This is a genomic window from Dongia soli (assembly GCF_034044715.1).
GTDB lineage: Bacteria > Pseudomonadota > Alphaproteobacteria > Dongiales > Dongiaceae > Dongia_B > Dongia_B soli.
Window position 1 is genome coordinate 486,261 of sequence record NZ_JAXCLW010000002.1, and the last position, 24,290, is coordinate 510,550.

Annotated in this window: 19 protein-coding genes and 1 tRNA gene; 11 read left to right on the forward strand and 9 right to left on the reverse strand. The window is 58.0% G+C overall.

Going from position 1 to position 24,290, the window contains the following annotated elements; all coding sequences use genetic code 11:
- Positions 1 to 3: 3 nt before the first annotated feature.
- Together SMD27_RS08755 and SMD27_RS08760 are read left to right on the forward strand one after the other, a co-directional pair.
- Entirely contained in the window at positions 4 to 945 is a 942-nt protein-coding gene (locus SMD27_RS08755) for a DMT family transporter (RefSeq protein WP_320507990.1), read from the forward strand.
- Entirely contained in the window at positions 946 to 1,167 is a 222-nt protein-coding gene (locus tag SMD27_RS08760; RefSeq protein ID WP_320507991.1) for a sulfurtransferase TusA family protein, read from the forward strand. It begins immediately after the preceding gene.
- Between the two features lie 24 nt (positions 1,168 to 1,191).
- Here the strand turns inward: SMD27_RS08760 and SMD27_RS08765 are convergent, their stop codons facing one another.
- Positions 1,192 to 2,259, reverse strand: coding sequence for an AI-2E family transporter (locus tag SMD27_RS08765; RefSeq protein WP_320507992.1), 1,068 nt, complete (start codon positions 2,257 to 2,259; stop codon positions 1,192 to 1,194).
- A gap of 267 nt (positions 2,260 to 2,526) precedes the next feature.
- On the opposite strand from SMD27_RS08765, the gene SMD27_RS08770 reads away from it, so the two are divergent.
- Together SMD27_RS08770 and SMD27_RS08775 are read left to right on the forward strand one after the other, a co-directional pair.
- Positions 2,527 to 4,110, forward strand: a complete 1,584-nt coding sequence (locus SMD27_RS08770) for an ABC transporter substrate-binding protein (RefSeq protein WP_320507993.1) — start codon at positions 2,527 to 2,529, stop codon at positions 4,108 to 4,110.
- A gap of 191 nt (positions 4,111 to 4,301) precedes the next feature.
- Positions 4,302 to 5,864: an ABC transporter substrate-binding protein gene (locus SMD27_RS08775; protein ID WP_320507994.1), complete on the forward strand. Its 1,563-nt coding sequence runs from the start codon at positions 4,302 to 4,304 to the stop codon at positions 5,862 to 5,864.
- 6 nt (positions 5,865 to 5,870) lie between these two features.
- On the opposite strand, the gene SMD27_RS08780 is transcribed toward SMD27_RS08775, so the two are convergent.
- The gene (locus tag SMD27_RS08780) at positions 5,871 to 6,932 is read right to left on the reverse strand and encodes a TAXI family TRAP transporter solute-binding subunit (RefSeq protein ID WP_320507995.1); all 1,062 of its coding nucleotides are present in this window, start codon (positions 6,930 to 6,932) and stop codon (positions 5,871 to 5,873) included.
- A gap of 330 nt (positions 6,933 to 7,262) precedes the next feature.
- On the opposite strand from SMD27_RS08780, the gene SMD27_RS08785 reads away from it, so the two are divergent.
- Together SMD27_RS08785 and SMD27_RS08790 are read left to right on the forward strand one after the other, a co-directional pair.
- Complete coding sequence (locus SMD27_RS08785) at positions 7,263 to 9,374, forward strand: acetate--CoA ligase family protein (RefSeq protein WP_320507996.1); 2,112 nt, start codon at positions 7,263 to 7,265, stop codon at positions 9,372 to 9,374.
- Positions 9,375 to 9,534: 160 nt separating this feature from the next.
- Positions 9,535 to 10,722: a pyridoxal-phosphate-dependent aminotransferase family protein gene (locus SMD27_RS08790; protein ID WP_320507997.1), complete on the forward strand. Its 1,188-nt coding sequence runs from the start codon at positions 9,535 to 9,537 to the stop codon at positions 10,720 to 10,722.
- 55 nt (positions 10,723 to 10,777) lie between these two features.
- On the opposite strand, the gene SMD27_RS08795 is transcribed toward SMD27_RS08790, so the two are convergent.
- A complete protein-coding gene (locus tag SMD27_RS08795) occupies positions 10,778 to 12,262 on the reverse strand; it encodes a PAS domain-containing sensor histidine kinase (RefSeq protein WP_320507998.1) in 1,485 nt (494 codons plus the stop codon).
- A 53-nt stretch (positions 12,263 to 12,315) separates the two neighbouring features.
- Positions 12,316 to 13,443, reverse strand: coding sequence for a DUF2336 domain-containing protein (locus SMD27_RS08800; protein WP_320507999.1), 1,128 nt, complete (start codon positions 13,441 to 13,443; stop codon positions 12,316 to 12,318).
- A gap of 357 nt (positions 13,444 to 13,800) precedes the next feature.
- Here SMD27_RS08800 and SMD27_RS08805 point away from each other — a divergent pair, with 357 nt between their 5' ends.
- Together SMD27_RS08805 and SMD27_RS08810 are read left to right on the forward strand one after the other, a co-directional pair.
- Complete coding sequence (locus tag SMD27_RS08805; RefSeq protein WP_320508000.1) at positions 13,801 to 14,328, forward strand: PAS domain-containing protein; 528 nt, start codon at positions 13,801 to 13,803, stop codon at positions 14,326 to 14,328.
- Complete coding sequence (locus tag SMD27_RS08810; RefSeq protein WP_320508001.1) at positions 14,303 to 15,610, forward strand: methyl-accepting chemotaxis protein; 1,308 nt, start codon at positions 14,303 to 14,305, stop codon at positions 15,608 to 15,610. The genes SMD27_RS08805 and SMD27_RS08810 overlap by 26 nt, the downstream gene beginning before the upstream one ends.
- Positions 15,611 to 15,619: 9 nt before the next feature.
- Here SMD27_RS08810 and SMD27_RS08815 read toward each other — a convergent pair whose 3' ends face one another.
- The 3 genes from SMD27_RS08815 to SMD27_RS08825 form a co-directional block, all read right to left on the reverse strand.
- On the reverse strand, positions 15,620 to 16,105 hold the full coding sequence (locus SMD27_RS08815; RefSeq protein ID WP_320508002.1) for a PAS domain-containing protein: 486 nt from the start codon (positions 16,103 to 16,105) through the stop codon (positions 15,620 to 15,622).
- A 99-nt stretch (positions 16,106 to 16,204) separates the two neighbouring features.
- Positions 16,205 to 17,818 (reverse strand): cisplatin damage response ATP-dependent DNA ligase, encoded by a 1,614-nt coding sequence (locus SMD27_RS08820; RefSeq protein WP_320508003.1) that lies wholly within the window; start codon positions 17,816 to 17,818, stop codon positions 16,205 to 16,207.
- 23 nt (positions 17,819 to 17,841) lie between these two features.
- Positions 17,842 to 18,870, reverse strand: coding sequence for a ligase-associated DNA damage response exonuclease (locus tag SMD27_RS08825; protein ID WP_452094323.1), 1,029 nt, complete (start codon positions 18,868 to 18,870; stop codon positions 17,842 to 17,844).
- A gap of 94 nt (positions 18,871 to 18,964) precedes the next feature.
- On the opposite strand from SMD27_RS08825, the gene SMD27_RS08830 reads away from it, so the two are divergent.
- Both SMD27_RS08830 and pdeM read left to right on the forward strand, forming a co-directional pair.
- On the forward strand, positions 18,965 to 21,409 hold the full coding sequence (locus tag SMD27_RS08830) for a ligase-associated DNA damage response DEXH box helicase (protein ID WP_320508651.1): 2,445 nt from the start codon (positions 18,965 to 18,967) through the stop codon (positions 21,407 to 21,409).
- Positions 21,406 to 22,119 (forward strand): ligase-associated DNA damage response endonuclease PdeM, encoded by a 714-nt coding sequence (gene pdeM / locus SMD27_RS08835; RefSeq protein ID WP_320508004.1) that lies wholly within the window; start codon positions 21,406 to 21,408, stop codon positions 22,117 to 22,119. The genes SMD27_RS08830 and pdeM overlap by 4 nt, the downstream gene beginning before the upstream one ends.
- A 35-nt stretch (positions 22,120 to 22,154) precedes the next feature.
- Here the strand turns inward: pdeM and SMD27_RS08840 are convergent.
- Positions 22,155 to 22,229, reverse strand: a tRNA-Thr gene (locus SMD27_RS08840).
- Between the two features lie 163 nt (positions 22,230 to 22,392).
- On the opposite strand from SMD27_RS08840, the gene SMD27_RS08845 reads away from it, so the two are divergent.
- Positions 22,393 to 23,256, forward strand: coding sequence for a carbon-nitrogen hydrolase family protein (locus SMD27_RS08845; RefSeq protein ID WP_320508005.1), 864 nt, complete (start codon positions 22,393 to 22,395; stop codon positions 23,254 to 23,256).
- A gap of 42 nt (positions 23,257 to 23,298) precedes the next feature.
- On the opposite strand, the gene speB is transcribed toward SMD27_RS08845, so the two are convergent.
- Positions 23,299 to 24,252, reverse strand: coding sequence for an agmatinase (gene speB / locus SMD27_RS08850; protein ID WP_320508006.1), 954 nt, complete (start codon positions 24,250 to 24,252; stop codon positions 23,299 to 23,301).
- Positions 24,253 to 24,290 lie beyond the last annotated feature (38 nt).

Sequence of the window (24,290 nt, forward strand, 5' to 3'; positions counted from 1 at the left end):
CCAATGTCGGCAATGAATAAGAAGAACGGAACGACCCTGCCAACGATCGCTGTTCTGATCGCTGCCGCACTTTGGGGCAGCTTCTGGATACCGTTGCGTCAGATCACAGAGACCGGCATCTCGGGTGCGTGGGCGACAATACTGGTTTATGGCGGTCCGCTCGTCCTGATGCTGCCGATTGTTGCCTTCCGTGGGAAACGGGCTGGCAGCTTCGGATGGGGTGCCCTTTGGGTCGGTGCCGCATCGGGCATATGCAACACGTTCTACGGCATGGGCTTCATCGAGGGGGAGGTCAGCAAGGTCATGCTGCTTTTCTATCTCAACCCGATCTGGGCCGCTTTGCTGGAACGAACGATTTTGAAGACGCCAATCGTGCGCTCACGCCAGCTGACGATTTTGCTGGGCTTTCTCGGCATGGCTGTCCTGGTCAGTGGCAATGGCTCGGTCCTGCCGCTTCCCCGCAACATATCGGAATGGTTCGGTGTCATTGCCGGATTCTTCTGGGCGCTCAGCATGGTGGGCATGCGATACAGCGGCGAGGGAGATATCATCCCCAAGTCCTGCTACCAGTTCCTCTTCGGCCTGGTGGGCTGCGGTATTATCTTGTTCTCAGGCCTGTTTCCTGGAGAGCTCTGGCCACAGCCAGGCCAGTTGGCTGCTGCGATGCCGTGGACCGTTATCACCGTCTTTCTTTGGATCTTCCCCACGATGGTCTTGGCTTTCTGGGGGATCAGCTTCATGTCACCTTCGAAAGCATCCATCCTCTTCATGCTGGAAGCAATTGTCGGCGTGGTCTCGGCAGCCATTTTCACAGACGAGCCGTTTGGCTGGCGCGAGATCGTCGGCGGTCTGTTGATCCTCAGCGCCGCCTTGTTCGATATTCTGTTTACCGGCGGCGATCCGGATACGGCGAACGGTGACTGCAAATTGAAAGCAGCGGAATAGATGACGAAGATATTCGATGCGCGCGGCATGAAATGCCCGTTGCCGGTGCTGAAGGCGCGGCGCTTGGTCCGGGACATGGAACCAGGCGAGATTCTTGAAATCCAGGCGACCGATGCCGGAGCGCCGGCTGACTTCACCCATTTCTGCGAGACGACGGGGAATCGGCTACTCGAGACCAGGGAGGAGGGCGGATTGTTCATCATCCGCCTTCAGGTCGCCTAACGTTCGCGGCGACCAGTCGCCGCCTCAGATCAGATTGCGGGCCGATAACTCGTCTTTGATATAGGCATAAAAAATCGGCGCGGCGATGACGCCGGGTATGCCGAAAGCGGCCTCCATCACCAGCATGGCCAACAGCAATTCCCAGGCCCGGGCGCGAATCTGGGTGCCGATGATACGGGCATTGATGAAATATTCCAGTTTGTGAATCAGAACCAGGAAGACCAACGAACCTGCCGCTGCCAGAAATGAGGCGCTCAGGCTGACGATGACGATGATGGTATTGGAAATGAGATTGCCGATAACCGGTATCAGCCCGGCAATGAAAGTGACGGCAATCATCGTTTTCTTCAGCGGCAGGTCGACGCCCAGGGACGGCAACAACACGATCAGGTAAATGGCGGTAAAAATGGTATTGAGCGCCGAGATGCGGAGTTGCGCGAAGACCACCCGGCGGAAGGCAGAGCCAAGAAACGATAGCCGATCCCGCATCGCGCGGCCCAGTGGCTTCAGCTCCTGGGTCATGATGCCGGTACTGATGGCGATCATGCCGCCGATGATCATGCCGATGAGAATGCGGACGAATATACGACCGAAATTCTCCCCAGCCTGCCGGAGGTCGCTGGCGTGGACGCGCAGCCAGTCAGAAGCGGTGGCGCGCAAATCCTCGACATTCGCCGGCAGGTAATGCCGCGCCCAGGGCGGGAAATGAATACGGGCGGCATCGATGATATCCGCCATTTTCTGCAGCAGCACGAAAGGGCTATCGGATCTATCGGTTATCATCAGGGCCACCGAGCCGATAGCCAGGAGCAGAAGCAAGGTAACGAAAGTAGCTAGCAAGCTCAGAGCAATAACTTTGCCGGCACGGTAAGTAACACCGAAGCTGCGATGGCGAATGCCCGCCATTTGCACCAGCTCGTAAACCAGCAGGCCCGGCAAGAGGCTGGTCAGGAGGCCCAGATAAAGAATGAGAAAAAGGCCGATCCCCATGAAGACCCAGGCAGCAATATTGTATTTCAGCGAAGGATCGACGAGGCCGGTGCTGAGATGATCGGTGACAAACACCGTACTGCCCTGGTCCTGATCCCGCATTTGCCTGCCTGACGGTGACTGGTAATCGACTGTTATTGCGCGATCTTAGGGTGTTGACTGGCGACTGTGCAAGTAAAGCCGATGGATGACTCTCGCCGGCTCAACCTATTATTTCACATTTCCACAGGCGACAATTCCTAGTTGATGCCTCCTTTATGGACATGCATAGTTAAGACGGCTTTAAGAGCGCCTACAATTCAAGAAAGCTTGCCGGCCTTGGGGCCGACCGGCGGAAATAAGAATTTCATCAATCGGGAGGGGAACATAATGATCTCTTGGGCAAATTTGACATCCGCTTTTACCAGCGGGCGCTTGTCCCGGCGGGATTTTCTGTCCGGTGCAACCGCGCTGGGCCTGACCGCTGCGGCAGTCGGATTCCTCAATGTAAATGAGACGAAGGCCGACGAACCGAAGCGGGGCGGTACGCTGCGGCTTGGCCTGGCCGGCGGGAGCACGACGGACAGCTTCGATCCGCGCGGCTTCACCGAAATCGTGATGATCACGCTGGGATCGCAAATTTATAACAGCTTCGTTGAATTTGACCCCAATAACCGGGTTCAGCCCGATTTGCTGGAAAGCTGGGACGTCAAGCCGGGCGCCACGGAATGGGTGATGAATGTCCGCAAGGGCGTCACGTTCCATAACGGCAAGACCCTGGATGCCGACGACATTATCTACTCATTGAATCTCCATCGCGGTGAATCGAAATCGGCGATGGTCGGCCAGACCAAGCACATCAAGGACGTCAAAAAGCTCGACAGTCATCAGATCAGCATTACGCTGGACCGGGGCGATGCGGAATTGATCTATCTGTTGGGCGATTACCATATGAAGATCGTCCCGAATGAGTTCCAGGATTGGGCAAAACCGATCGGTACGGGCGCCTTCACATTCGAAGCTTTCAATCCGGGCGTAAGCGCCAAAGTCAATCGCAATCCCAATTATTGGCGCAGCGACCGAGGCTTCGTCGATGCCGTCGAAACCTCGGTTATCAATGACACCGCGGCGCGGATGAATGCCCTGGTTGCCGGGCAAGTGGATATCATCAATCGGGTCGATAAGAGGGCCGTCGATCTTCTTAAATCCGCTGGCACGGTCAAACTCGAAGAAGCGCCGACCGGCTGGCATGCAATCATGGCCATGCAGGTCGATAAAGCCCCGTTCGATAATCCTGATGTGCGTCTGGCGCTCAAACATGCCATCGACCGTGAGCAATTGCTGAAGACGCTCTTCAACGGATTCGGGAGCCTCGGCAACGACCACCCCGTGCCGAAGCGCGACCCATTCTTCAATAGTGAGTTGCCGCAAACGACTTATGACATCGACAAGGCCAAGTTCTATATGAAGAAGGCCAATCTCAACAACATCTCCATACAATTGACGGCTTCCGACGCAGCCTATGAAGGTGCGGTGAATGCCGCGGCTTTGTATCAGGCCACGGCCGCCAAGGCTGGCGTTAACATTTCGATCAAGCGCGAGCCGGTCGATGGCTTCTGGGACAATGCCTGGCTTAAGCGGCCGTTCTGCGGATCGTATTGGGCCGGCCGGTCAACCGCCCTGCAGATGCTGACGACCGCTTATAAATCCGATGCCGCCTGGAACGAAACAGATTGGCGTAACGAAACCTTCGACAAGCTGCTTTCGGATGCGGCGGCGGAGCTGGATGACGCCAAACGCAAATCCTATATCTGGGAGGCGCAGCGCATGCTGCATGACGATGGCGGCGCCGTCATTCCGGTCTTTTCCAATGTCCTGGAAGCCCATAGCGACAAGGTGAAAGGATATCGTGTCGGCGGCGTCGATGAATTGTTCAACGGCCGTGCGACCGAATTCGCCTGGCTGGAGAGTTAAGCAGGGGCCGTGAGACATCCGATCGGGCGCCTGCTTGCAGGCGCCCGTGTCGTTTGGGGCGGCGAGTTTTTCTTGGAACATTGCGGAGTTCTTCTCGTTTGTTGTCTACCGACCGAAAAGGCAAGTTCGGCCGGGTGCCGAGGCGCGAGGCCTCGCCGCGGGGGTTAAGCCTTATTGCTGATGGGAAAACGATGACAACTTGGAATGATCTGCGGCCATCGCGCCGGCAATTTCTAACCGGGGCCGCCGCTTTCGGGCTGGCGGGCTCCGCCGGTATCCTTAAAAGCCAGACTGCCAGGGCAGCCGAAGGTCCGAAACGCGGCGGCGTCCTCCGGCTTGGTATCGGTGGCGGCAGTACGACGGCCAGCCTCGATCCCCGGAGCTATGCTGATATTGTAACAATCACTCTCGGGGCGCAATTTTTCAGCAGCTTCGTCGAATTCGACGCCGAACATCAAATTCAGCCGGCTTTGATCGAGAGCTGGGACGTGAAGTCCGGGGCAGCGGAATGGGTCTTGACCGCTAGGAAAGGGGTCACTTTCCATAACGGCAAAACCGTGACCGTCGATGACTTGATCTATTCCCTCAATCTTCATCGCGGAAACTCTACATCCGGCGTTGTCGGCCAAACCAAGCATATCAAAGAGGTCAAAAAGATCGGCGATCGCCAAATCGGCATCACATTGTCCCGTGGCGATTCCGAGCTGATCAACCTGCTTGGCGATTATCATTTCAAGATCGTGCCAGATGGATTTGCCGATTGGTCCAAGCCGATCGGTAGCGGACCGTTCGTTTTTGAAAGCTATGTTCCTGGCGTCAGCGCGAAAGGCAATCGCTTCGCCGATTATTGGGCTTCAGACCGCGCCTTCGTCGATACGGTTGAAACGACCGTCATCAATGACACCCCGGCCCGTACGAATGCCCTCATCACCGGCCAGGTCGATATCATCAATCGCGCGGATAAGCGCACGGTCGACTTGTTGAAACAGGCCAGCAATGTGACATTGGAAACAGGGCCGACCGGCTGGCACGCGATCATTGCGGCCAAAACGGATACAGCACCGTTCAATAACGCAAATCTACGCCTCGCTCTGAAGTATGCCATCGATCGCGAGGAATTCCTGAAAACGCTGCTGAACGGTTATGGAACCGTCGGCAATGACCATCCGATCCGGCCGGGTGACCCGTTCTACAATACTGAGCTGCCGCAGACCCTCTACGATGCCGATAAAGCAAAATTCTATTTAAAGAAGGCCGATCTCGGTAATGTATCGCTGCAACTCAGCGCTTCCGAAGCGGCTTTTGAGGGTGCGATCAATGCAGCTGAACTCTATCAGGCAAGCGCCGCCAAAGCAGGATTGAACATTGCGATCCAACGGGAGCCCGTGGATGGCTTCTGGTCCAATGTTTGGCTGAAACGGCCTTTCACGCAATCCTATTGGCAGGGACGGTCAACTGCCTTGCAGATGCTGGCTGCGCCTTACAAATCAGATTCGCCGTGGAATGAAACCGCTTGGCGAAATGCCTCGTTTGATAAACTCCTGACCGACGCTGCGGTCGAAATCGATACCGCTAAACGCAAGTCTTATGTCTGGGAGGCTCAACGGCTCTTGCATGAAGAAGGCGGGGCCATCATTCCAATTTTCCAGGATGAATTGGAAGCGCATGGAAACCAGGTGAAAGGCTATCGCGTCGGCGGTATCGACAGCCTGTTCAATGGGCGCATTGCCGAATATGTCTGGCTTGATAGCTAAGAGGGTCTAGTTCGTCGTGCCCAGAAGCTGCTCGACACCCGGATGCAGCGGAATGACGGTGCTCTCGACATGAGCATCCGGCTTCGACGCGGCTGGGTTCGAGGTCAATTTTGTATCGCGCTGCGGCACGACCAGCGTCCGCGCCAGTTCATGGGCCACGGTATTATCGGTCTTCGTCGTCACCACGAATAAGACCGGTACGATGAAAGTATCGGTTTCGCCTGAGGTAGCATCGGTACCTGCCGGCAAATGCGCGAGCAAAAGATCGCGCCGGTCGGTACCGATCTTGGCCTTCTCAGCCGCGCCGACCGGAATGAGCCTGATCGGCATGTGCTCGGCAATACTCGTGATCTCGGCCAGATCGGGACGCTCGACGATCGCAATGGCGTCGACCTTACCGGCCGCCAGCTGGCTCGCCGCTTCTGAAAGTTCCATCGGCAGCAATTTCACGCGGCGGCTGGTCAGGCCGAGCGTGGTAAAAATCTGACTGATCGAGATCGCACCATCGCTTTCGGCTGGATTGGTGGCGACCCGCTTCCCCTTCAGATCTGCCAAGGTCTTGATGGGGGACGCCGCCGGCACGATTACCTGCAACGCCACGTCGCCAACTGTGGCGATGGCGCGCAGATCAGGATCGGGGCCGGCTTCCTTGAAGGGTCCCTTCCCCTGGGCCGCAAGGGCGACGAGATCGGCCTGGACGATTGCGGCGTCAAGGCCGCCCTCCCGTAATTGCTGCAGGCTCTCTATGGCCCCGGCTGTCGTCTGGGCCATGCCGACAACTCCCGGCACGCCGCAGGCATCGGTGGGCGCACAATCGGCGCCGCCGGTCGGATTGCTGATTGCATTGCCGATTTCAGCCGCGATGTTGAACAAATGAGAACCGGGTCGGCTGGTGCCGATGCGGAAATAAGTAACGTCCTGGGCCGAAACCTGGCTGACGAGGCCGTCCATGAGGCTGAGCCCGCCAAGAGCGGTCACGCCAGCCAGGATGATGGCGGCGCCATAGATCCGGCGGATACCCCACCGGTTCCAAGTCGACCTCAAACTCTTGGTTACCCTCTGCAACATCTCAATCTGCCCTGACTCATCTGCCCGAACGTCGCCGGCAGCGGTGCTGTCCTATTTCCTTCGATCTATCACACGGCAATGAGGCAAGACTGTGATAGCACGCACCCATCCGCCCTTGCCGTCGCGACGCCGACGGTTCCTTTCCCAGGAGGGACAATCCCGTTCCGCCGCCTATTCCCAATAAAAGTGGGCCGGTCCAGCCATGCGCCAAAAACCGGGCGGGCGCCGATAGCGATGCGGTCCTTGCATAGTTTGCCCCCTTTCCAGGGGCGGGGGCCTCTGCTACCACCCGGGACGCAGTATCGGTCCATCACCCTAAAGGAAGCTTTAATGTCGAGTAGCTTGTCGAAACGGCAACAAAATCTGCGCCGTTTGCTCAACCCGAAGCATGTCTGCATCGTCGGCGGCCAGGCCATGGAAGAGTCCATCCGGCGGTGTGATGAGACCGGTTTCAAGGGGGATATCTGGATCGTCAATCCGAAGTATACCGAACTCGGCGGCCGACGCTGCTATGCCTCTATTGCCGAGCTGCCGGCAGCGCCGGACGCGACTTTCATCGCCGTCCCGCGCGAAGCGACGATCGACATTATGGCGCAATTGAATGCACGGGGCGCCGGTGGCGCGATCTGCTACGCCGCTGGTTATGCCGAAGTCGGCGGCGAGGGGCGGGATCTGCAGCAGCGCTTCATCGATGCAGCGGGCGACCTGGCAGTCGTCGGGCCTAATTGTTACGGTGTCCTCAATTATCTGGACGGGATCGCGCTCTGGCCGACCGGCCATTTGGGCAAGCGGGTAGAAACCGGCTGTGCGATTATCGCCCAAAGCGGCAATATCGCGCTCAACCTAACGATGAACCACCGTTCGGTGCCCTTCGCTTATGTCATCAGCTCGGGCAACCAAGTCATTCTCAATGTCGCCGATTACATCGACGCTGTGGCGGAAGATCCGCGGATCAAGGCCGTCGGCCTTTATATCGAAGGCATCACCGACATTCCCGCTTTCAGCCGTGCCGCCGCCAAGGCGTTGGCGAATGGCAAGCCGCTGGTCGCCCTGAAGGCCGGCAATTCGGAACTGGGCGCTAAGCTGGCGATGAGCCATACGAGTTCTCTGGCCGGAAGCGATAAGATGTATGACGCCTTGTTCGCCCGCTTGGGGGTGATCCGGGTGCATACCATTCCGCAACTGCTGGAAACCATCAAACTGGTGTCGAGCGCGGGCTTGCCAAAGGGCAGGCGGCTGGCGGTCTTCACCTGCTCGGGCGGCGACGGATTGTTGACGGCGGATATCTGCGAAAAGCTGGATGTGCCGCTGCCCAGTTTCCCACCGGCCCAGGCGGCGGACCTGCGGAGCCAGTTGCCGAATTTCGCCAGCGTCACCAATCCGCTCGATTACAACACCTCGCTTTGGGGCAAGGAAGATTTGCTGACGAATCTGTTCTCAACCGTCATGGCCGGCGATTTCGATGCCGGTATGCTGGTGCTGGACTACGCCACGGAAAGCGTGGAAAGCGACGAGGTTTTCGACCGCAGCCGCCGCGCCTTGATCACCGCTTGTGAACGCCATGGCAAGATGCCGATCATCACCGCAACACTCCCCGAACTGTTCCCTACGGGGCCGCGCGATCTGTCGGTGCAGCAGCATGCCGCGCCGATGCAGGGGTTGCCTGAGGCTCTAACGGCTTTTGCGTCGGCGCATAGTTTCGCCGAATATCGCGCCGGCCGCGCCGCCGGCAAAGCCAGCCCGATCGAAATCGCAGCCGTGCCGGTTTTATCGGATCAGGCGCCAAGGCGTTTATGGTCGGAATACGAAGCAAAGAGCAAGCTGGCGGAATTGGGTCTGAAAGCGCCCACAAGCCGTTTGGTGAAACCCGCGGAGGCTGCGGCAGCTGCCGCTGAACTCGGCTTCCCGGTGGTGATCAAGGTTGCCGATCCAATCCTTGCGCATAAGACGGAAGCGGGTGCGGTGGCGCTTAACCTGAAATCCGAAGCGGATGTGGAAGCCGCGATCCAGCGCATGTCGGCCTCATTGGCCGCCTATAAGCCGGGCGCCCGGATCGCCAAGGTGCTGGTCGAGCGCATGGTTTCCAATGTCGTCGCGGAAATGATCGTCGGTATCAAGCGCGACCCGCAATTCGGCCTCGCTCTGGTTGTTGGGGCGGGCGGTATTCTGGTCGAAATGGTGGAAGACGCGACCATGCTGCTGCTGCCGACCGACCGGCCGGCGATCGCGGGCGCGATCGGCAAGCTGAAGATCGCGAAGTTGCTGCGCGGCTATCGCGGTAAGCCGGCCGGCGACATCGAGGCGCTGGTCGATGCAGTCGCCGCCATTGCCGCTTTCGCTCAGGCTCATGCCGACAGCCTGGTTGAACTGGACGTCAATCCACTGATGGTGCTGACGGACGGCGCCGTAGCGGTGGATGCCCTGGTGGTGACCGTCGACTAATTGCCTGCGACATATCGCGCGGCTGTTAAAACGGCCGTTCCGGGTATTTGGCCTGGAACGGCCGTTTGGTCGTTTAAGGCCGTCGCTGTGAAGCCAGTCGGTCCCCGATGGCTTGGTTACCTTGAGATCAATAAGTAAACGATAACGCGAGGAGGAGCGTATGGCCTATCATCCAGGCCGTCATTTTTTACAGGTGCCGGGACCGACCAACATTCCCGACAGGATCCTGAAAGCAATTGCCGCGCCGGTTCTGGATCACCGGGGGCCAGAATTCACCAAACTCGGCCGCGAAGTGCTGGATCGGATAAAACCGGTCTTCAAGACCCGGCAGCCTGTGATGATCTTTCCGGCAAGCGGCACCGGCGGCTGGGAATCAGCGCTGGTCAATACGCTCTCCCCAGGCGATACGGTGATGACCTTCAATACCGGGCAATTCGCGGTCCTTTGGGAAAAGATGGCAAAGCAGTTAGGCCTGAATGTCCACACGCTGACCACCGATTGGCGCCGTGGCCCCAGTCCTGAATCCATCGAAGCGGCCTTGGCTGAAGACAAGTCGCATCAGATCAAGGCCATTCTGCTGGTTCACAACGAAACCTCGAATGGCGTGATGTCGCGGGTTGCCGAAATCCGCAAGGCGATCGATCGGGCAAAGCATCCGGCCCTGTTGATGGTCGATACCATCTCATCCCTCGGCAGCGCCGATTTCCGCTTCGATGAATGGGGTGTCGACGTCGCTGTCGGTGGATCACAAAAAGGCCTGATGCTGCCAGCCGGCCTCGCTTTCGTTGCCGTCAGCGAGAAGGCCTTGAAGGCATCGAAGACCGCCAAGCTGCCCCGTGCTTTCTGGGATTGGGAACCGATGCTCGCCAATTCGACCGGCGGCAATTTCCCCTATACCCCGGCCTGCAATCTTTTCTTCGGACTGAAGGAGGCGCTGAACCTGATCGATGAAGAAGGATTGGAGAACATCTTCATTCGCCACAGCCGGCACGCCGAGGCGACACGCCGCGCCGTGCAGGCCTGGGGGCTGGAAACCGTTTGCGCCGAGCCGCTGGAATACAGTCAATCGGTGACGGCGGTCTTCACACCGGAAGGGCATTCCGCGGATGGCCTGCGCAAGGTCATTCTGGAGCGCTTCAATATGGCCTTGGGCGCCGGCCTGGGCAAATTGGCCGACAAGGTCTTCCGCATCGGACATCTGGGAGATTTTAACGACCTTATGCTGGCCGGCACTCTGGGCGGCGTCGAGATGGGATTGTCCCTCAGCAATATTCCGCATAAGTCCGGCGGTATTGTTGCCGCGCTTGACCATTTGTCGGCGCAGGCAGGTTTGCGCGCCGCCGCCTGATACATCTTCTTAAGATGCGACCCGGTCTTGCGATGCCGCAGGGCCGGGTTGTTTTTTATAGGGAAGGGGGCGTCATGACGCGGCTTGCCGGGAGGACGATCGTAACCGTCGTTCCTTGTTGTGGCCGGCTGGTTAAATGGAGATGGCCGCCAAGCAGTTCGGTCAGGCGTTTAGCCAAAGCAAGGCCAAGGCCCGTGCCTTCGAATTTGCGTGTCGTGCCCGTCTCAGCCTGGAAGAAGGGTATGAAGAGATGATCGAGCGCCGCCGGATCGATGCCGATCCCCGTATCGGTTACAGAAATCGCCATCCCGCCGACTGCATCGAGCGCGGCTTGCAGGGTCACCTGACCACCTTCCGGCGTGAATTTCACCGCATTGGAGAGCAAGTTGCCGAGGATCTGCCGTGCGATCCGTTGATCGATAAAGAGATGAGGCAGATTATCGGGAATTTTCGTTTTCAGTAACAGGCCGCTGGTCTCAGCCGTCTCCCGGATAGCCGGGATAAGTGGGTCGGTGATCATTTTCAAGGTCGTTTCGGTCTCGTTCAAGACGAGTTTCCCGGCCTCGATCGTGGTGATGTCGAGAATATCATTGATGACATTTAGCAGCCGGTTGGCGCTTTGATAAATATCGCCGGCATAATCGAGATAATCCGGAGCGCCCAAAGGACCATGAGTCTGCAGCCGCATCATTTCGGAAAAACCGATAATGGAATTGAGCGGCGTTCGTAATTCGTGGCTCATGCGCGCAAGAAACTGCGTCTTGGCGCGGCTCGCCTGTTCGGCTGACTCCTTGGCGGCCATCAAGCCGTGCTCCCGCTCCGTCAGCTCGGTGATGTCGTGAGCCGTGCCCCGATAACCAAGATGCTCGCCATTATCTAGATCGAAAATGGGAACGGAACTGACCAGCAGTAGTTTGGGTTGCCCGGCTTTGTCGGACGCCTCGAAAACATGATTTCGAAAGGGCGAGAGACTCCGGAAGCGATTTCGCAAGGTTTGCTGCGCTCGACGGTTGATAGCAATCTCATAGAGCGGCTTGCCGATCAGCTCTTGCGGATGGTATCCCATGACGGCGAAGACACGGTCTGACAAGGCAGTCACGGTCAGATCGCAAGTGCTTTCCCAAATCCAATCGGAAACGAGCCGAACGATGTCCTCCAGGCGGCTTTGAACCCGCGCCAGGTCTTGTACGCTTACCGTATCATCACGGGCCACATTTATAAGGCAGGCCAAGGCCTCGATTTGCCCGGTAGAATCGACCATCGGCGCATATCGCAGCCGGACGCGATGGGCATGGTTCTTGAACGTCACAATACCATCGTGATGAGCGTGCCCGCTCTGGCGCAATGCCTCGAGATCGAGTTGAAGTTGCGGCGGGAGCAGATAGCTCAGATCGCTTCCGGCTTGCGGGTCAGCGGTCAGATCGCGATAAGCGCCATTCGACCATAACGATGTACCGCCAGGCGACAAAACGACCAGGGGTGAGTTGTAATCCAGGAGATTATTTGAAAAGAGCTGATGCAGCGGCAGCGACGACGGCAATGCCTCCAGCGCAGATGCCTTTGAGCCTTTTCGCTTAGAGCGATCTTGGCGGTTCATCGCCGGTTCTGTTCGAGGCGTTTGATCGATCGCAGAAAGTCGGGATTCAGTTTCCAGCGCTCAATGACTTTGGCGGCCGTTTCGATTTTCAGCCGGTCGAACAAGTCAAGCGCATGCCTCAGGGCGTAAGCGTCTTTGGCCAGTTCCTGGGGATGGATACGCTGGAGTAACAGGAAGATGCTGGTAAAGCTGGTTCTGTCGATATGTGCCGCGCGCGACACGATCACAAGGCCTTCGGCGCCCTCGTCATAAATCAGCTTTCGGATCGACGATGCTTTCAACTGGGTCAACTGGGCGAGCAAGGCTTCGAACAACGCGACCTCGCCCTGACGGAGGGTCTGTAGAAGCAGCGCCGGTGTTAATTGCTGCTTTTTGGACAGTTCGACGGCTAGATTATGCGAGGCAGTCTCTTCCTCGGCTTGCCAGGCGGTGCCTTCGATGGCTTCCTCGGCGGCTTCAGCGACGGCCAGATCGACGCCGATTTCGTCGACCGAGAAATTCTCGACAATGAACTGCCGTAGTGCCGCCGAAACCCAAGTATACATCCGCTTGGCCAGCTCAGGCTCCAATTCGCTGCGGCGGAGCAGCGGTTCCTGAAACTCATCGACCGTGCGCGATTGCTCGACGAGATAGGCCATGGTCGATTTGGAAATCTCGGCGCCGTGGTTCTGCAACAAAGTTCTAATGACGTCAGGCGCGCCTGTAGCCACCAAGGAATCGGAAACCGGAATGCTAAGGCTGCGCCGCATCGCGATGGCAAGCCGGTGAGCTTGGCTTCTGTGATGCACGATCTCGATCAGCGAAGCATCCGAGAGGAGGTCGCTTTTCAGGAGAATGGGGGAGGCAATGTCGAAATCGTCATTGGCGAGGATTTCCACGATCTCGCGCGGCGCGTTGTGCGAGGCGGCGAGCTTGGTCGCCAGGGACTTGCGGATCGGCCGGGCGACATCCTGGATCAGCTTTTTCAGGATGTCGTTCATGAGGGCGAGTTCATGCGGCGTCAACTGACGGGCGTCGTCATCGACCAGGCTGCTGATGGCAATGGCCAGCGCACTGCGCCCACCCACCGAATTGTCACGCGCCAAGTCAACGAGATGACTGACGTCCGACGCGATCGCGATCATGCCCCAACAGCTCGCATATTGCCCCGCAGATGTCGGACCTCCGCAATTAAAGATCCAACCTTCGCGCACCCCTACCTGTTCAATTTAAAATGCGATTGTTACTTATTACTTAAGTTCACAGACCACTTATATTCGTCATACCTTAAGGTTGAATATTGTAAAAGCGCTAAGCGACGGATTGCTTCAAAAAAGCCCGGGAAAAACGCGGCTGGATGCAGCCCCCATTAATTCTTTTGAAAGGATGTCCGGTCAGAAAGAATTCGAGCGGTCTCGACGGCCTGTAACTGGCTGACGCTTCTCATCAAACCCGGCATCTGAGCCAGCCTTGCCCGAGAGGCGTCCAACGGTATCGAATCGATGAAAGCAACAAATCATCTGCTGACCCATCATGAGCGGCGGTTTGCTGCGGACGATGTGATTGTCACGAAAACCGACTTAAAGGGGCATATTACTTACGCCAATCGAGTGTTCCTCGATCTATCCGGACTCACTTTGGAGACGGCGGTCGGCGCACCCCATAGCGTGATCCGCCATCCGGATATGCCCCGCTGTGTTTTCAAGTTGCTGTGGGACCGGCTACAAACCGGTCGCGAGGTCTTTGGCTATATCGTCAATCGGGCCAGCAACGGTGATTATTATTGGGTCTTTGCCCATGTGACACCTTCCTGCGGAAGCGATGGCAAAGTCGTGGGTTACCATTCCAACCGACGGTTGCCAAAGCGCGAAACCCTCGATCAGGTTATCCAGCCCCTTTACAAGGACCTTCTCGCTGAGGAAAACCGCCACGAAAATCGCAAGGAAGGAATGAACCGCGCCTTCGATTTGTTGATGGCGAAGCTGAAGGAGCGAGGTTTGGACTATGACGAATTTATCTTCTCCATTTAGCAGCATCGTCGCCGCGGGCCTCGCCGTCCTGTTTTCCGCTGCTGCAGCACTTTGTCTTCTGCTTATTGATGCCCAGTGGCCCGTATATGCGCTAAGCGGACTTGCCGTTCTCGCCGGTCTTTGGGTCATGCTGAGCCTCCAGCGCCAGAATAGCGAATTGGCGCGGGTCGTCGATGTCCTGAAGCGATTGCAGCATGGGGATTTCGAAGCACGATTGGTACCGATAAAATCCGGCGGTGTTCTGGGCGAGGTGCTCTGGTCGGTCAATGACTTTGCCGACCGTGCTGACGCCTTCACACGCGAAGCCTCTGCCTCATTGAGTGCGGTTACGAAGCAGGTTTACTACCGCCGGGTGATCGAGGCGGGCATGTTGGGTTCCTATCGGCAGGCGGCGCAGACGATCAATGCTGCGACTGGCGAGATGCATAACAAGATTACGGGCTTCGGCGCAGCCTTATCGCGATTCGAACATATCGCGAATGATGTCGTGCAGAAATTGGGGACGACGGCGGTTGATCTCAATCGCACCGCTGAGACTCTGAATCATGCCGCCAGTTCGACCAACGACCGCACCGCCATTGCTTCTTCGGCAACGGAAAAGGCAGCGGTCAGCCTGCAAGCCGTTGCAGCCGCAACCGAAGAGCTGACGGCGTCAATCGGTGAGATCAACCGGCAGATTACGCGGTCGGTCGAAGTGGCCCATGCGGCGGTTCGCGAAACCGAAGCGGCTCATGACCAGGTGGATGGGCTGGTGAGCGCCGCTGCGAAAATCGGCGAAGTGGTCACGCTGATTCGCGAAATCGCCGAAAAGACCAATCTGCTGGCACTTAACGCAACCATCGAATCCGCCCGGGCTGGAGAAGCCGGAAAAGGCTTTGCCGTGGTTGCTTCGGAGGTCAAGAATCTGGCGAACCAGACGGCACAGGCGACGGATGACATTATCGATCAGGTGGGATCGATTAGGAATGTCGTCAGTAGCGTCGCCTCCGCGATTCGTAATGCGCGGGACGTCATCAATCAAGTCGACGAGACAGCGACAGCCATTGCTGCCGCGATGGAAGAGCAGAGTGCGGCGACCAATGAAATTGCGCGCAATGTGCAGCAGGCTTCCGAGGGATCGACCGAGGTGTCCCGCAGCGTCGATGACGTGCGCCAGGTGACCCACGAAACCGAGCAGGCGGCTGTGCAGCTGCTGGGATCGACCTCGGAAATGGAACAGCAATCCAATGAATTTGCCAGAGAGCTGACCGGCTTCCTCGGGGAACTCCGCAAAGTGATCTGAACCGGGCAGTTAGTCGATACGGGGCAGGATGGCGAGCGCCATGATGAGGTAATCGGCCGTTTCCCCCGTTTTCGACAAAGGCAGGCCGAGGATCTCAAAGTCGATGTAATCCTTGTCGATCTCGTAGGGGCGTCCAGCCAGGGCGATCGGCTTGCTGGCGGCGATGATCTGATCGCAGACGTCCAGCCATCGTTCGCCATAGATCTCTCCAAGGGCAGAGAGCGTGGTATTCGTCAGCCAAGGCGCCTCGAATAGCTCGACAAAACCTGTCCCCATGTAGCGGATAAGTGCATCGTAAGGTCGAAGCGGATTGGACTGCGCCACGCATTCCACGGTCATCATGAGCGAGAGCTGACGGGGAAACTCCATCGGATCGAAAGCGGAGCGAAGGGGCAATGCTTCACCGACGCGCCATTGATACCATCGGTCGCGCAAATGCTTGAGGCCACCATCCTGTAAAACGGATTTTGGATGCAGCTTTGAGTCTTCCGCCATGGGTTGATCCGAATTGCACCGGTTCAGGGATGATGGGTCAACTTTATTAACAAACTTGGTCGGAAGTGGTCGAGTTCGATCAAATATTATGGCCCGACATCACGAGGCTTTGGAAGTGGATATCAGTTGAACCAGCGTATCCAGTGAATCCGCCTCCTGTGCGGGCTTATCCCATCGCAAGCGGCGGATGCGGGGGAATCGCAAAGCGACCCCTGATTTATGTCGGCTTGAACGTTGGACGGCATCGAAGGCAAGTTCAACCACCAGACCTGGACTTACCTCTCGGACAGGTCCGAAACGATTGATGGTGTGATTGCGGACCCATCTGTCCAATTGCAGCAGCTCCTCATCCGTATAGCCTGAATAGGCTTTGCCGACAGGGACAAGCTGCCTGTCGGCTTCTCCTTCAGAACCTTGCCAACAACCAAAGGTGAAGTCGGAATAAAAGGAGGAGCGCTTTCCGTGCCCGCGCTGGGCGTACATGAGAACGGCATCAACTGTTAGTGGATCGCGTTTCCATTTGAACCAGCGCCCCTTGATGCGGCCGCCAAGATAGGGACTGTCCGCGCGCTTCAGCATCAAGCCCTCAATGGAGGCAGCCCGTGCACCGGCACGCAGGGCAGCAAGTTCCTCCCAGCTTGCGAAGGGAAGAACTGGCGACAGATCAAATCGCGGTCTCCGTTCCCGCCGATACCAGTCTTCCAAATGTTGGCGACGCATGTCGAAAGGAAGGGGGCGGAGATCGACCTCGCCGTCGATCAAGATGTCATAAAGCCTGACATGGGCGCGCCAATCGGCGAGCATGCGCGATGTAATTGTCTTTCGATTCAACCGTTGCTGCAGCTCGTTGAAAGGGGCGATCTGAACGTCGCTGTTTTCCGCTGGACGGGCCACCAGTAATTCGCCATCGAGGACGCCCTCATAGGTCATCGCCTCGATGATATCCGGGAAAGCCCGGCTGATATCCTCACCGGCGCGTGAATAAAGGCGCCGCTCTCCGGCAAAGGCGACAGCTTGCACGCGGATGCCATCCCATTTCCATTCGGCGCGGAATTCCTCAGGCTTCAATTGCGCCAGCTCTTCTTCATCGAGAGGATGTGCCAGCATTAGAGGTCGAAAGGACAGATTCAGTCGGTCCGGCTTTTCGCCGAAGCCGCTGAGCCAGCTAAAAAGCTCGCGATAGGGGGGCTGCAGGCCATGCCAGATTTCCTCGACATCTTCCAAGGCCACCGCGCCGAAATTTGCCACGGCGGTTTTGGCCAACCGTGCAGAGACCCCCACCCGCAGCGATCCGGTGATAAGTTTCAACAATGCCCAGCGCCCGGTGGCATCTAGAAGATCCAGCCAGTCGGTCAGTAATAAGGGCACCTCGGCGCTGGTCGCCGTTTCGAGTTTCTCGATAACCTCACGCAGACTTGGCGATGGTTGGTTGCGCCGGTTTGTCGGCTGCCATATCAGCGCCAAAGTTTCCGCGAGATCGCCGACGTAATCGTAGGAGAGCGCAAATAAAGTTTCGTCAAGCTGATCAGTGCCCAGTTTCCTGAGGATTGCCGGTTTTGCGTTGGGGAGATTTAGGGAACCGGTCAAGGCCGCCAGCGCATAGCCCCGATCGGGATCCGGCGTGGTTCGGAGATAGGTCTCTATGAGACGCAGCTTCGCATTGCGCGCGGGTTGAAAGGAGAGGGCGTCAAGCAGATTGGCGAAGTGCTGCATGCGGCTTGGCTTTCGCGCGGTGTCTATGAGTCTTCTTCTTCTTCTTCGCGGCCGATCAAGGATAAGGCACGTGCACGCCGTCCGCTCTTTGCCAGCGCGTGCAACAGGCCGTCTTCCCGCCCATGGGTGATCCAGACCTCCGGGGCATTGACGTCTTCGACCGTTTGTAAAAGCTCGTCCCAATCGGCGTGGTCGGAAATGACCAGTGGCAATTCGGCGCCTTTTTGCCGTGCCCGAGCGCGAACCCGCATCCATCCCGAGGCGGCGGCCGAAACAGGTTCGGGCAGGCGTCTGCTCCAGCGGTCTGCCAGGGCTGAAGGGGGGCAGAGGACGATCTCCCCTTTCAACTGCTCAGCCGTCAGCCCTGCCAGCACGCTGAACGGACCGAGTTCAATGCCGCGCGCCGCGTAAAGCTTCGTCAGTGCGAGCAAGGCACCATGCAAATAAATCGGCCGATCATATCCGGCGCTCCGCAGGAGCGTCATCACACGCTGGCATTTACCGAGCGCATAAACACCAATGAGATGGCAGCGATCGGGAAAGAGTTCGCGGGACTGAAGCAGCCGCGATATTTCTAAATGATCCGGTGGGTGACGGAAAACAGGCAAGCCAAAGGTTGCCTCGGTAATGAAGACGTCGCAGGGCACCGGGTCGAAGGCGATGCAGGTGCGATCCGGCCGGCGTTTGTAGTCGCCCGATATCACCACACGGCTGCCGTCATATTCGAGCAAAACCTGGGCGCTTCCAAGAATGTGTCCAGCCGGAAGGAGCGTTACACGCACCTCCGCGATTTGTACCGGCACTCCATAGGTCGATATCTGAGTTGTGCCGGCGAAATCATTGCCATATCGGACCGCCATGATGGCGGCGGTTTCGGCGGTACTCAGAACCGTTCGGTGACCGGCCCGGGCATGATCGCTGTGGCCATGGGTGATCACGGCGCGGTCAACCGGGCCGGACGGGTCGATGTAAAAGTTGCCAGGCTCACAATAAAGCCCGATCTCCGTGACTTTCAGCCATGTTTCCGGGTGTAACCCCATGCAATCCCGCACCTTGTGGAACTTCAGGTCACAAACAATTTAAGCGGGACGATGCTGCATCACATTTGTTAATGACGCTATGGCCCGTATCCGCGACAACGCCGATATGCTGGAAGATTTTGCCAGGCAAGCGCCCAAACTTGCCCCATGGTTCGCGACGCGCGGCTGGGTTCCTTACCCGCATCAGTTGCGTATGATGCAAGAAGCGGTTGCAGGCCGATCCACCTTACTGGTCGCTCCGACCGGGGGCGGAAAGACCTTGGCCGGATTTTTGCCAAGTTTGAATGAACTGTCGAAAGAGGGGCGGAAGAAGGTCAAAGGCTTCCATACACTCTACATTTCCCCGCTGAAGGCCCTCACGGTCGATATCGCGCGGAATCTGGAGATACCGCTCCTAGAGATGAAGCTTGATATTTCCTGCGAAGTCAGAACCGGCGATACACCGCAGAATCGCCGCCAGCGGCAGCGCCGGAGGCCACCGGAAATCATGCTGACCACGCCGGAATCACTTGCTTTAATGCTGTCCTATGCCGATGCCGACAATCTGTTCGGCAATTTAAGTGCGGTCATCGTCGATGAATTGCACGCGATTGCCGACACCAAGAGAGGACAATTGCTTTTTCTTGGCCTGGCTCGCCTCGCTCGCTTGGCGCCGAAAGCTCGCTTCGTCGCATTATCGGCGACCATCCCGCAGCCCGACCACATGGCCGAATATCTCTCTTTTGATGGTCGAAAGGTTGCCGTGATCCGTGGCCAGGAAGGCGCCAAGCCCGACATTTCCATTCTCTTATCGGGTAAACGTGTCCCCTGGGGCGGGCATATGGCACAACATGCTGTCGGCGATATATACCGTGCTATCTGTACACACCGGACCACGCTGGTCTTCGTCAACACACGCGCCCAGGCGGAATTGATCTTTCAGGGGCTTTGGCGGTGCAACGACCATAATCTGCCGATCGCCCTTCATCATGGCAGCCTCTCCGTTGAGCAACGCCGGAAGATAGAAGCTGCCATGGCACGCGGCATACTTCGCGCCGTGGTCTGTACCTCGTCGCTTGATCTCGGGATCGATTGGGGCGACGTCGATCTGGTGGTCCAGGTCGGCGCGCCAAAAGGCGCGAGCCGATTGCTGCAGCGCATAGGCAGAGCCAACCACAGATTGGACGAGCCGAGCCAGGCTATTCTCGTGCCAGCCAATCGATTTGAATTGCTCGAATGCCAGGCGGCAATGGAAGCTGCTTTGGCAGGCGATCTCGATGGCTATCCGGCCCGGCCTCCCTGCCTCGATGTGTTGGCGCAGCACATTCTTGGCGTGGCCTGTTCTCGGCCAGTACAGCCGGATGAGCTCTTTGCGGAAATCAAGACAGCCTATCCGTTTAGGACTCTTTCTCGCCAAGATTTCGACCAGGTCTTCGCTTTTGTGGTCAATGGCGGCTACGCCCTGAAAGCCTACGAACGCTACCATCGTTTGGTGGAGGGAGACGACGGCTGCTATCGCATCGCGGCACCCGTCATTGCCCGGCAATACCGCATGAATGTCGGAACAATTGTCGAGGCGCCAATGCTGCGGGTGAAACTGAGACGCGGACCGGTCCTGGGCGATGTAGAGGAATGGTTTGTGCAAGGCTTGACCGTCGGGGATACGTTCATTTTTGCTGGCCGCCTGTTGCGCTTCGAAGGCATCCGCAGCATGTCGGTGGAATGCAGCGTCGCGAAGAAGGGCGAGCCCAAGGTACCGGCTTATGCCGGCGGCCGGCTGCCACTGACCACGGGACTTGCCGGACGGGTGCGTTCCTTGCTGTCCAATACGCGGCACCATCGCAGGTTGCCGCCTGAGGTTCAGGACTGGTTACGGTTGCAGCGGAACCGATCGCAACTTCCAGAGACGTCCGGGTTGGTCGTGGAATCATTCCCGCGGGGCAAAAGGGAATTTCTGGTTGCCTATTGTTTTGAGGGGCGGAATGCACATCAGACACTTGGCATGCTGTTGACGCGGCGCATGGAAAAAATGGGATTGAAACCGCTAGGCTTTGTGGCCAGCGATTATGTTCTCGGTGTCTGGGGACTTCGTGCACCGGATGCACAGCAAGTCGGAGCATTATTCGATCAAGACATGTTGGGTGATGATCTCGAAGAATGGTTGGAAGATTCGTCGATGCTACGCCGCAGCTTTCGTATGGTGGCAATCATTGCCGGCTTGATCGAGAGGCGGCATCCGGGTGCGGAGAAAAGCCGCAAGCAGGTCACTTTCAATGCCGATCTGATCTATGATGTTTTGCGCAAGCATGAGCCAGGCCATATCCTGCTGAAGGCAACGCGGCAGGATGCCGCTTGGAATTTGGCCGATGTTGGCCGTCTAAGTGATTTTCTACAGCGCATAAAAGGTCAGATCACATTTCGGCGGTTGAGCCATGTATCGCCGCTCGCCGTTCCGATCCTGCTGGATATCGGGCGCGAGCGGATTGCCGGCGAAGCTTTGGATGAATTGCTGGATGCAGCGGCAATGGACCTGATTGCGGAAGCGACAGATCCGCTTGAGGCTGCTCAATGACGCATTTGTCCATTTCCTTTGCCGGCGACGATTTCGTACTCGACATTTCGGGTGCGCTCTATTGGCCCGGTCAGCAGTGCCTGGTCGTGGCCGATCTTCACTTTGAAAAGGGATCGGCCTTCGCGGCCCAGGCCTATCGTCCCCTGCCGCCGCATGACACGGCGCAGACATTGATGCAGTTGCACGAGGTTATCGCAAGGTATCAGCCGCGGCAGGTGATCTGCCTGGGGGACAGTTTTCACGATGCCGCCGCATCCGACCGCTTGAACGGAGGCGATCTCATGAGATTCCGCCTCTTGATGGATGGATGCTCCTGGATTTGGGTGACCGGTAATCACGACCCCGCCATCCCCGCGATCCTGGGCGGAGAAGTGGTGGAGCGCCTGGAGAGCGGCAATGTCGTCCTACAGCATGATGCATCGGCGGAAAGCGGGCTGATCTTCGGCCATTTTCACCCGGTCGGACTGGTATCTTCAAATGGACATCTGATACGGCGCCGATGCTTCGTTCTGGGGCAGGAGCGGCTGCTTCTGCCGGCCTTCGGCAGCTATGCCGGCGGGCTGAATGTGCTGGATCCGGCAATCGCACGCTTGTTTCCCGAAGGTTATCAGGTTGTGCTTCTGGGGCATCAGCGGATGCATCGATTGCTGCCGCGGCAGTTGCGTAATGACACATCATATGCCATGTCCCGGCGGCTGCCGGAGCGGTGAGCCAGATGCGCTTTTTTCCAATATATAGAAAGGGATGGTGCCGGCTGCGGGATTTGAACTCGCGACCTACCGCTTACAAGGCGGTTGCTCTACCACTGAGCTAAGCCGGCATCTCGGGGCGGGCGCGCCCGGACCTAGACCTTGGGTGACGGTGTGATAGCCTGTTTATCGCCATTGGATCAAGCCCATAGCAGGTCATCCGCGCATTTGTTTGCGCCAGGACGCCGTGACGCTAAGATCAGACCGGGAAAGAGAAAACGGGGAGTTAAGGCCATGTCAGGCGCCATTCGTATCGCATGTATCCAGAATTGCGCGGAGCGGGAAATCGCTCCGAATATCGCCCCAATCGTGGACCTCGTGCGGTCGGCTGCCAAAGCAGGTGCGGATTTGATCGCCTTGCCGGAAATGGCCGGCCTGTTCGAGCCGATCCCGGCGAAACTGCTGGCAACGGCGCAGGCCGAGGCTAAAGACCCGTTTCTAGCAGCTTGCCGCGATCTGGCCCGGGAAACCGGCAAATGGATCTTGGTGGGATCGCAGCTTTTCAAGGAGCCGGGACGGGGCCGGGTGGTCAACCGCTCCCTGATGTTGAACCCGGCCGGCGAAATCACAGCGCGATACGACAAGCTGCATCTGTTCGATGTCGATCTTGCGCGCGGCGAAAGCTACAAGGAATCCGCCACCGTGGAAGCCGGTCAGCGCGCCCAACTCGCTGCCACGCCGTGGGGATTGCTGGGGATGTCGATCTGCTACGATCTGCGCTTCGCTTATCTTTATCGCGCCTTGGCCCAAGCTGGCGCCGCGCTGCTGACGATTCCGGCAGCCTTCACCTACACGACCGGCAAAGCGCATTGGCATGTACTGGTGCGGGCGCGTGCCATCGAAACCGGCTGCTTCGTCATTGCGCCCAATCAGACGGGCACCCATGCCGAAGGGCGGCGCACCTTCGGCCATTCGCTCATCGTCGATCCCTGGGGCGAGGTTCTGGCCGATGGCGGCGAGGATGTGGGATTTGTGACCGCCGAGCTCGACCTCGCCAAGGTTATAGAAGCCCGCCAGATGATTCCGGCGCTTCGCCATGACCGTGATTTCCCGGCGCCTTCCGTGCCGATCCGTGCCGAGGCACTGGCGGGCGAATAAGACAAACGGGGCTGCCGTTTTATCGACAGCCCCGCTATCGGATTACGCGCGATACTGGACGCCCGGCAGGACGCAGAGCATCTCGTAGAGCAGGTTGGCGCCGAGCAGCGATGTATTGCCCTGCGGGTCGTAGGGCGGCGCCACTTCGACCAGATCGCCACCGACGATATCGAGCCCACGGCAGCCGCGGATGATTTCCATCCCCTGGATCGTGGTGAGGCCGCCGAATTCCGGCGTGCCGGTGCCCGGCGCGGAGGAGGGGTCGAGGCCGTCGATGTCGAAACTGATATAGACGGGTCCCTTGCCGAGCTGCTCGCGCACTTCCGCCATCAGCGGCGCCAGCGATTTGTACCAGCATTCCTCCGCCTGGACGACGCGGAAGCCCTGCGCCCGGGGCCAATCGAAATCCTCCGCCTCATAGCCGGTGCCTCGCAAGCCGATCTGCACCACGCGCTTGCCATTGAGCAAACCTTCTTCCACCGCACGGCGGAAGGGCGTGCCATGGGCGATTTTCTCGCCGAACATGGTGTCGTTGACATCGGCATGGGCATCGACATGGACAAGGCCAACCGGGCCATGCTTGCGGGCGATGGCGCGCAGGATCGGCAGGACGATGGTGTGATCGCCGCCCATGGTTAGCGGGATGCAATTGTGGCTGAGGATCTCGTCATAGGCCGCTTCGATCAGGCCGATGCTCTTCTGCAAATTGAAGGTGTTGATTGCGACGTCACCAATATCGGCCACCTGCAGGCTGTCAAAGGGAGCAGCCCGGGTCGCCATGTTATAGGGACGCAGCAGGCAGGATTCGGCGCGGATCTGGCGCGGACCGAAACGGGCGCCTGACCGGTTCGAGGTGCCGGTATCCAGCGGCACGCCAACGAAACAGACATCCAGCCCTTCCGCCGTCGGCTGAGAGGGCAGGCGCATCATGGTAGCCGGGCCGCCGAAGCGTGGCATCTTGTTGCCACCAAGAGGTTGGTTCAGATCTTTGGACATCGCTTTACTCACTCAGTTAACGAGGTTCGGAAGACTCC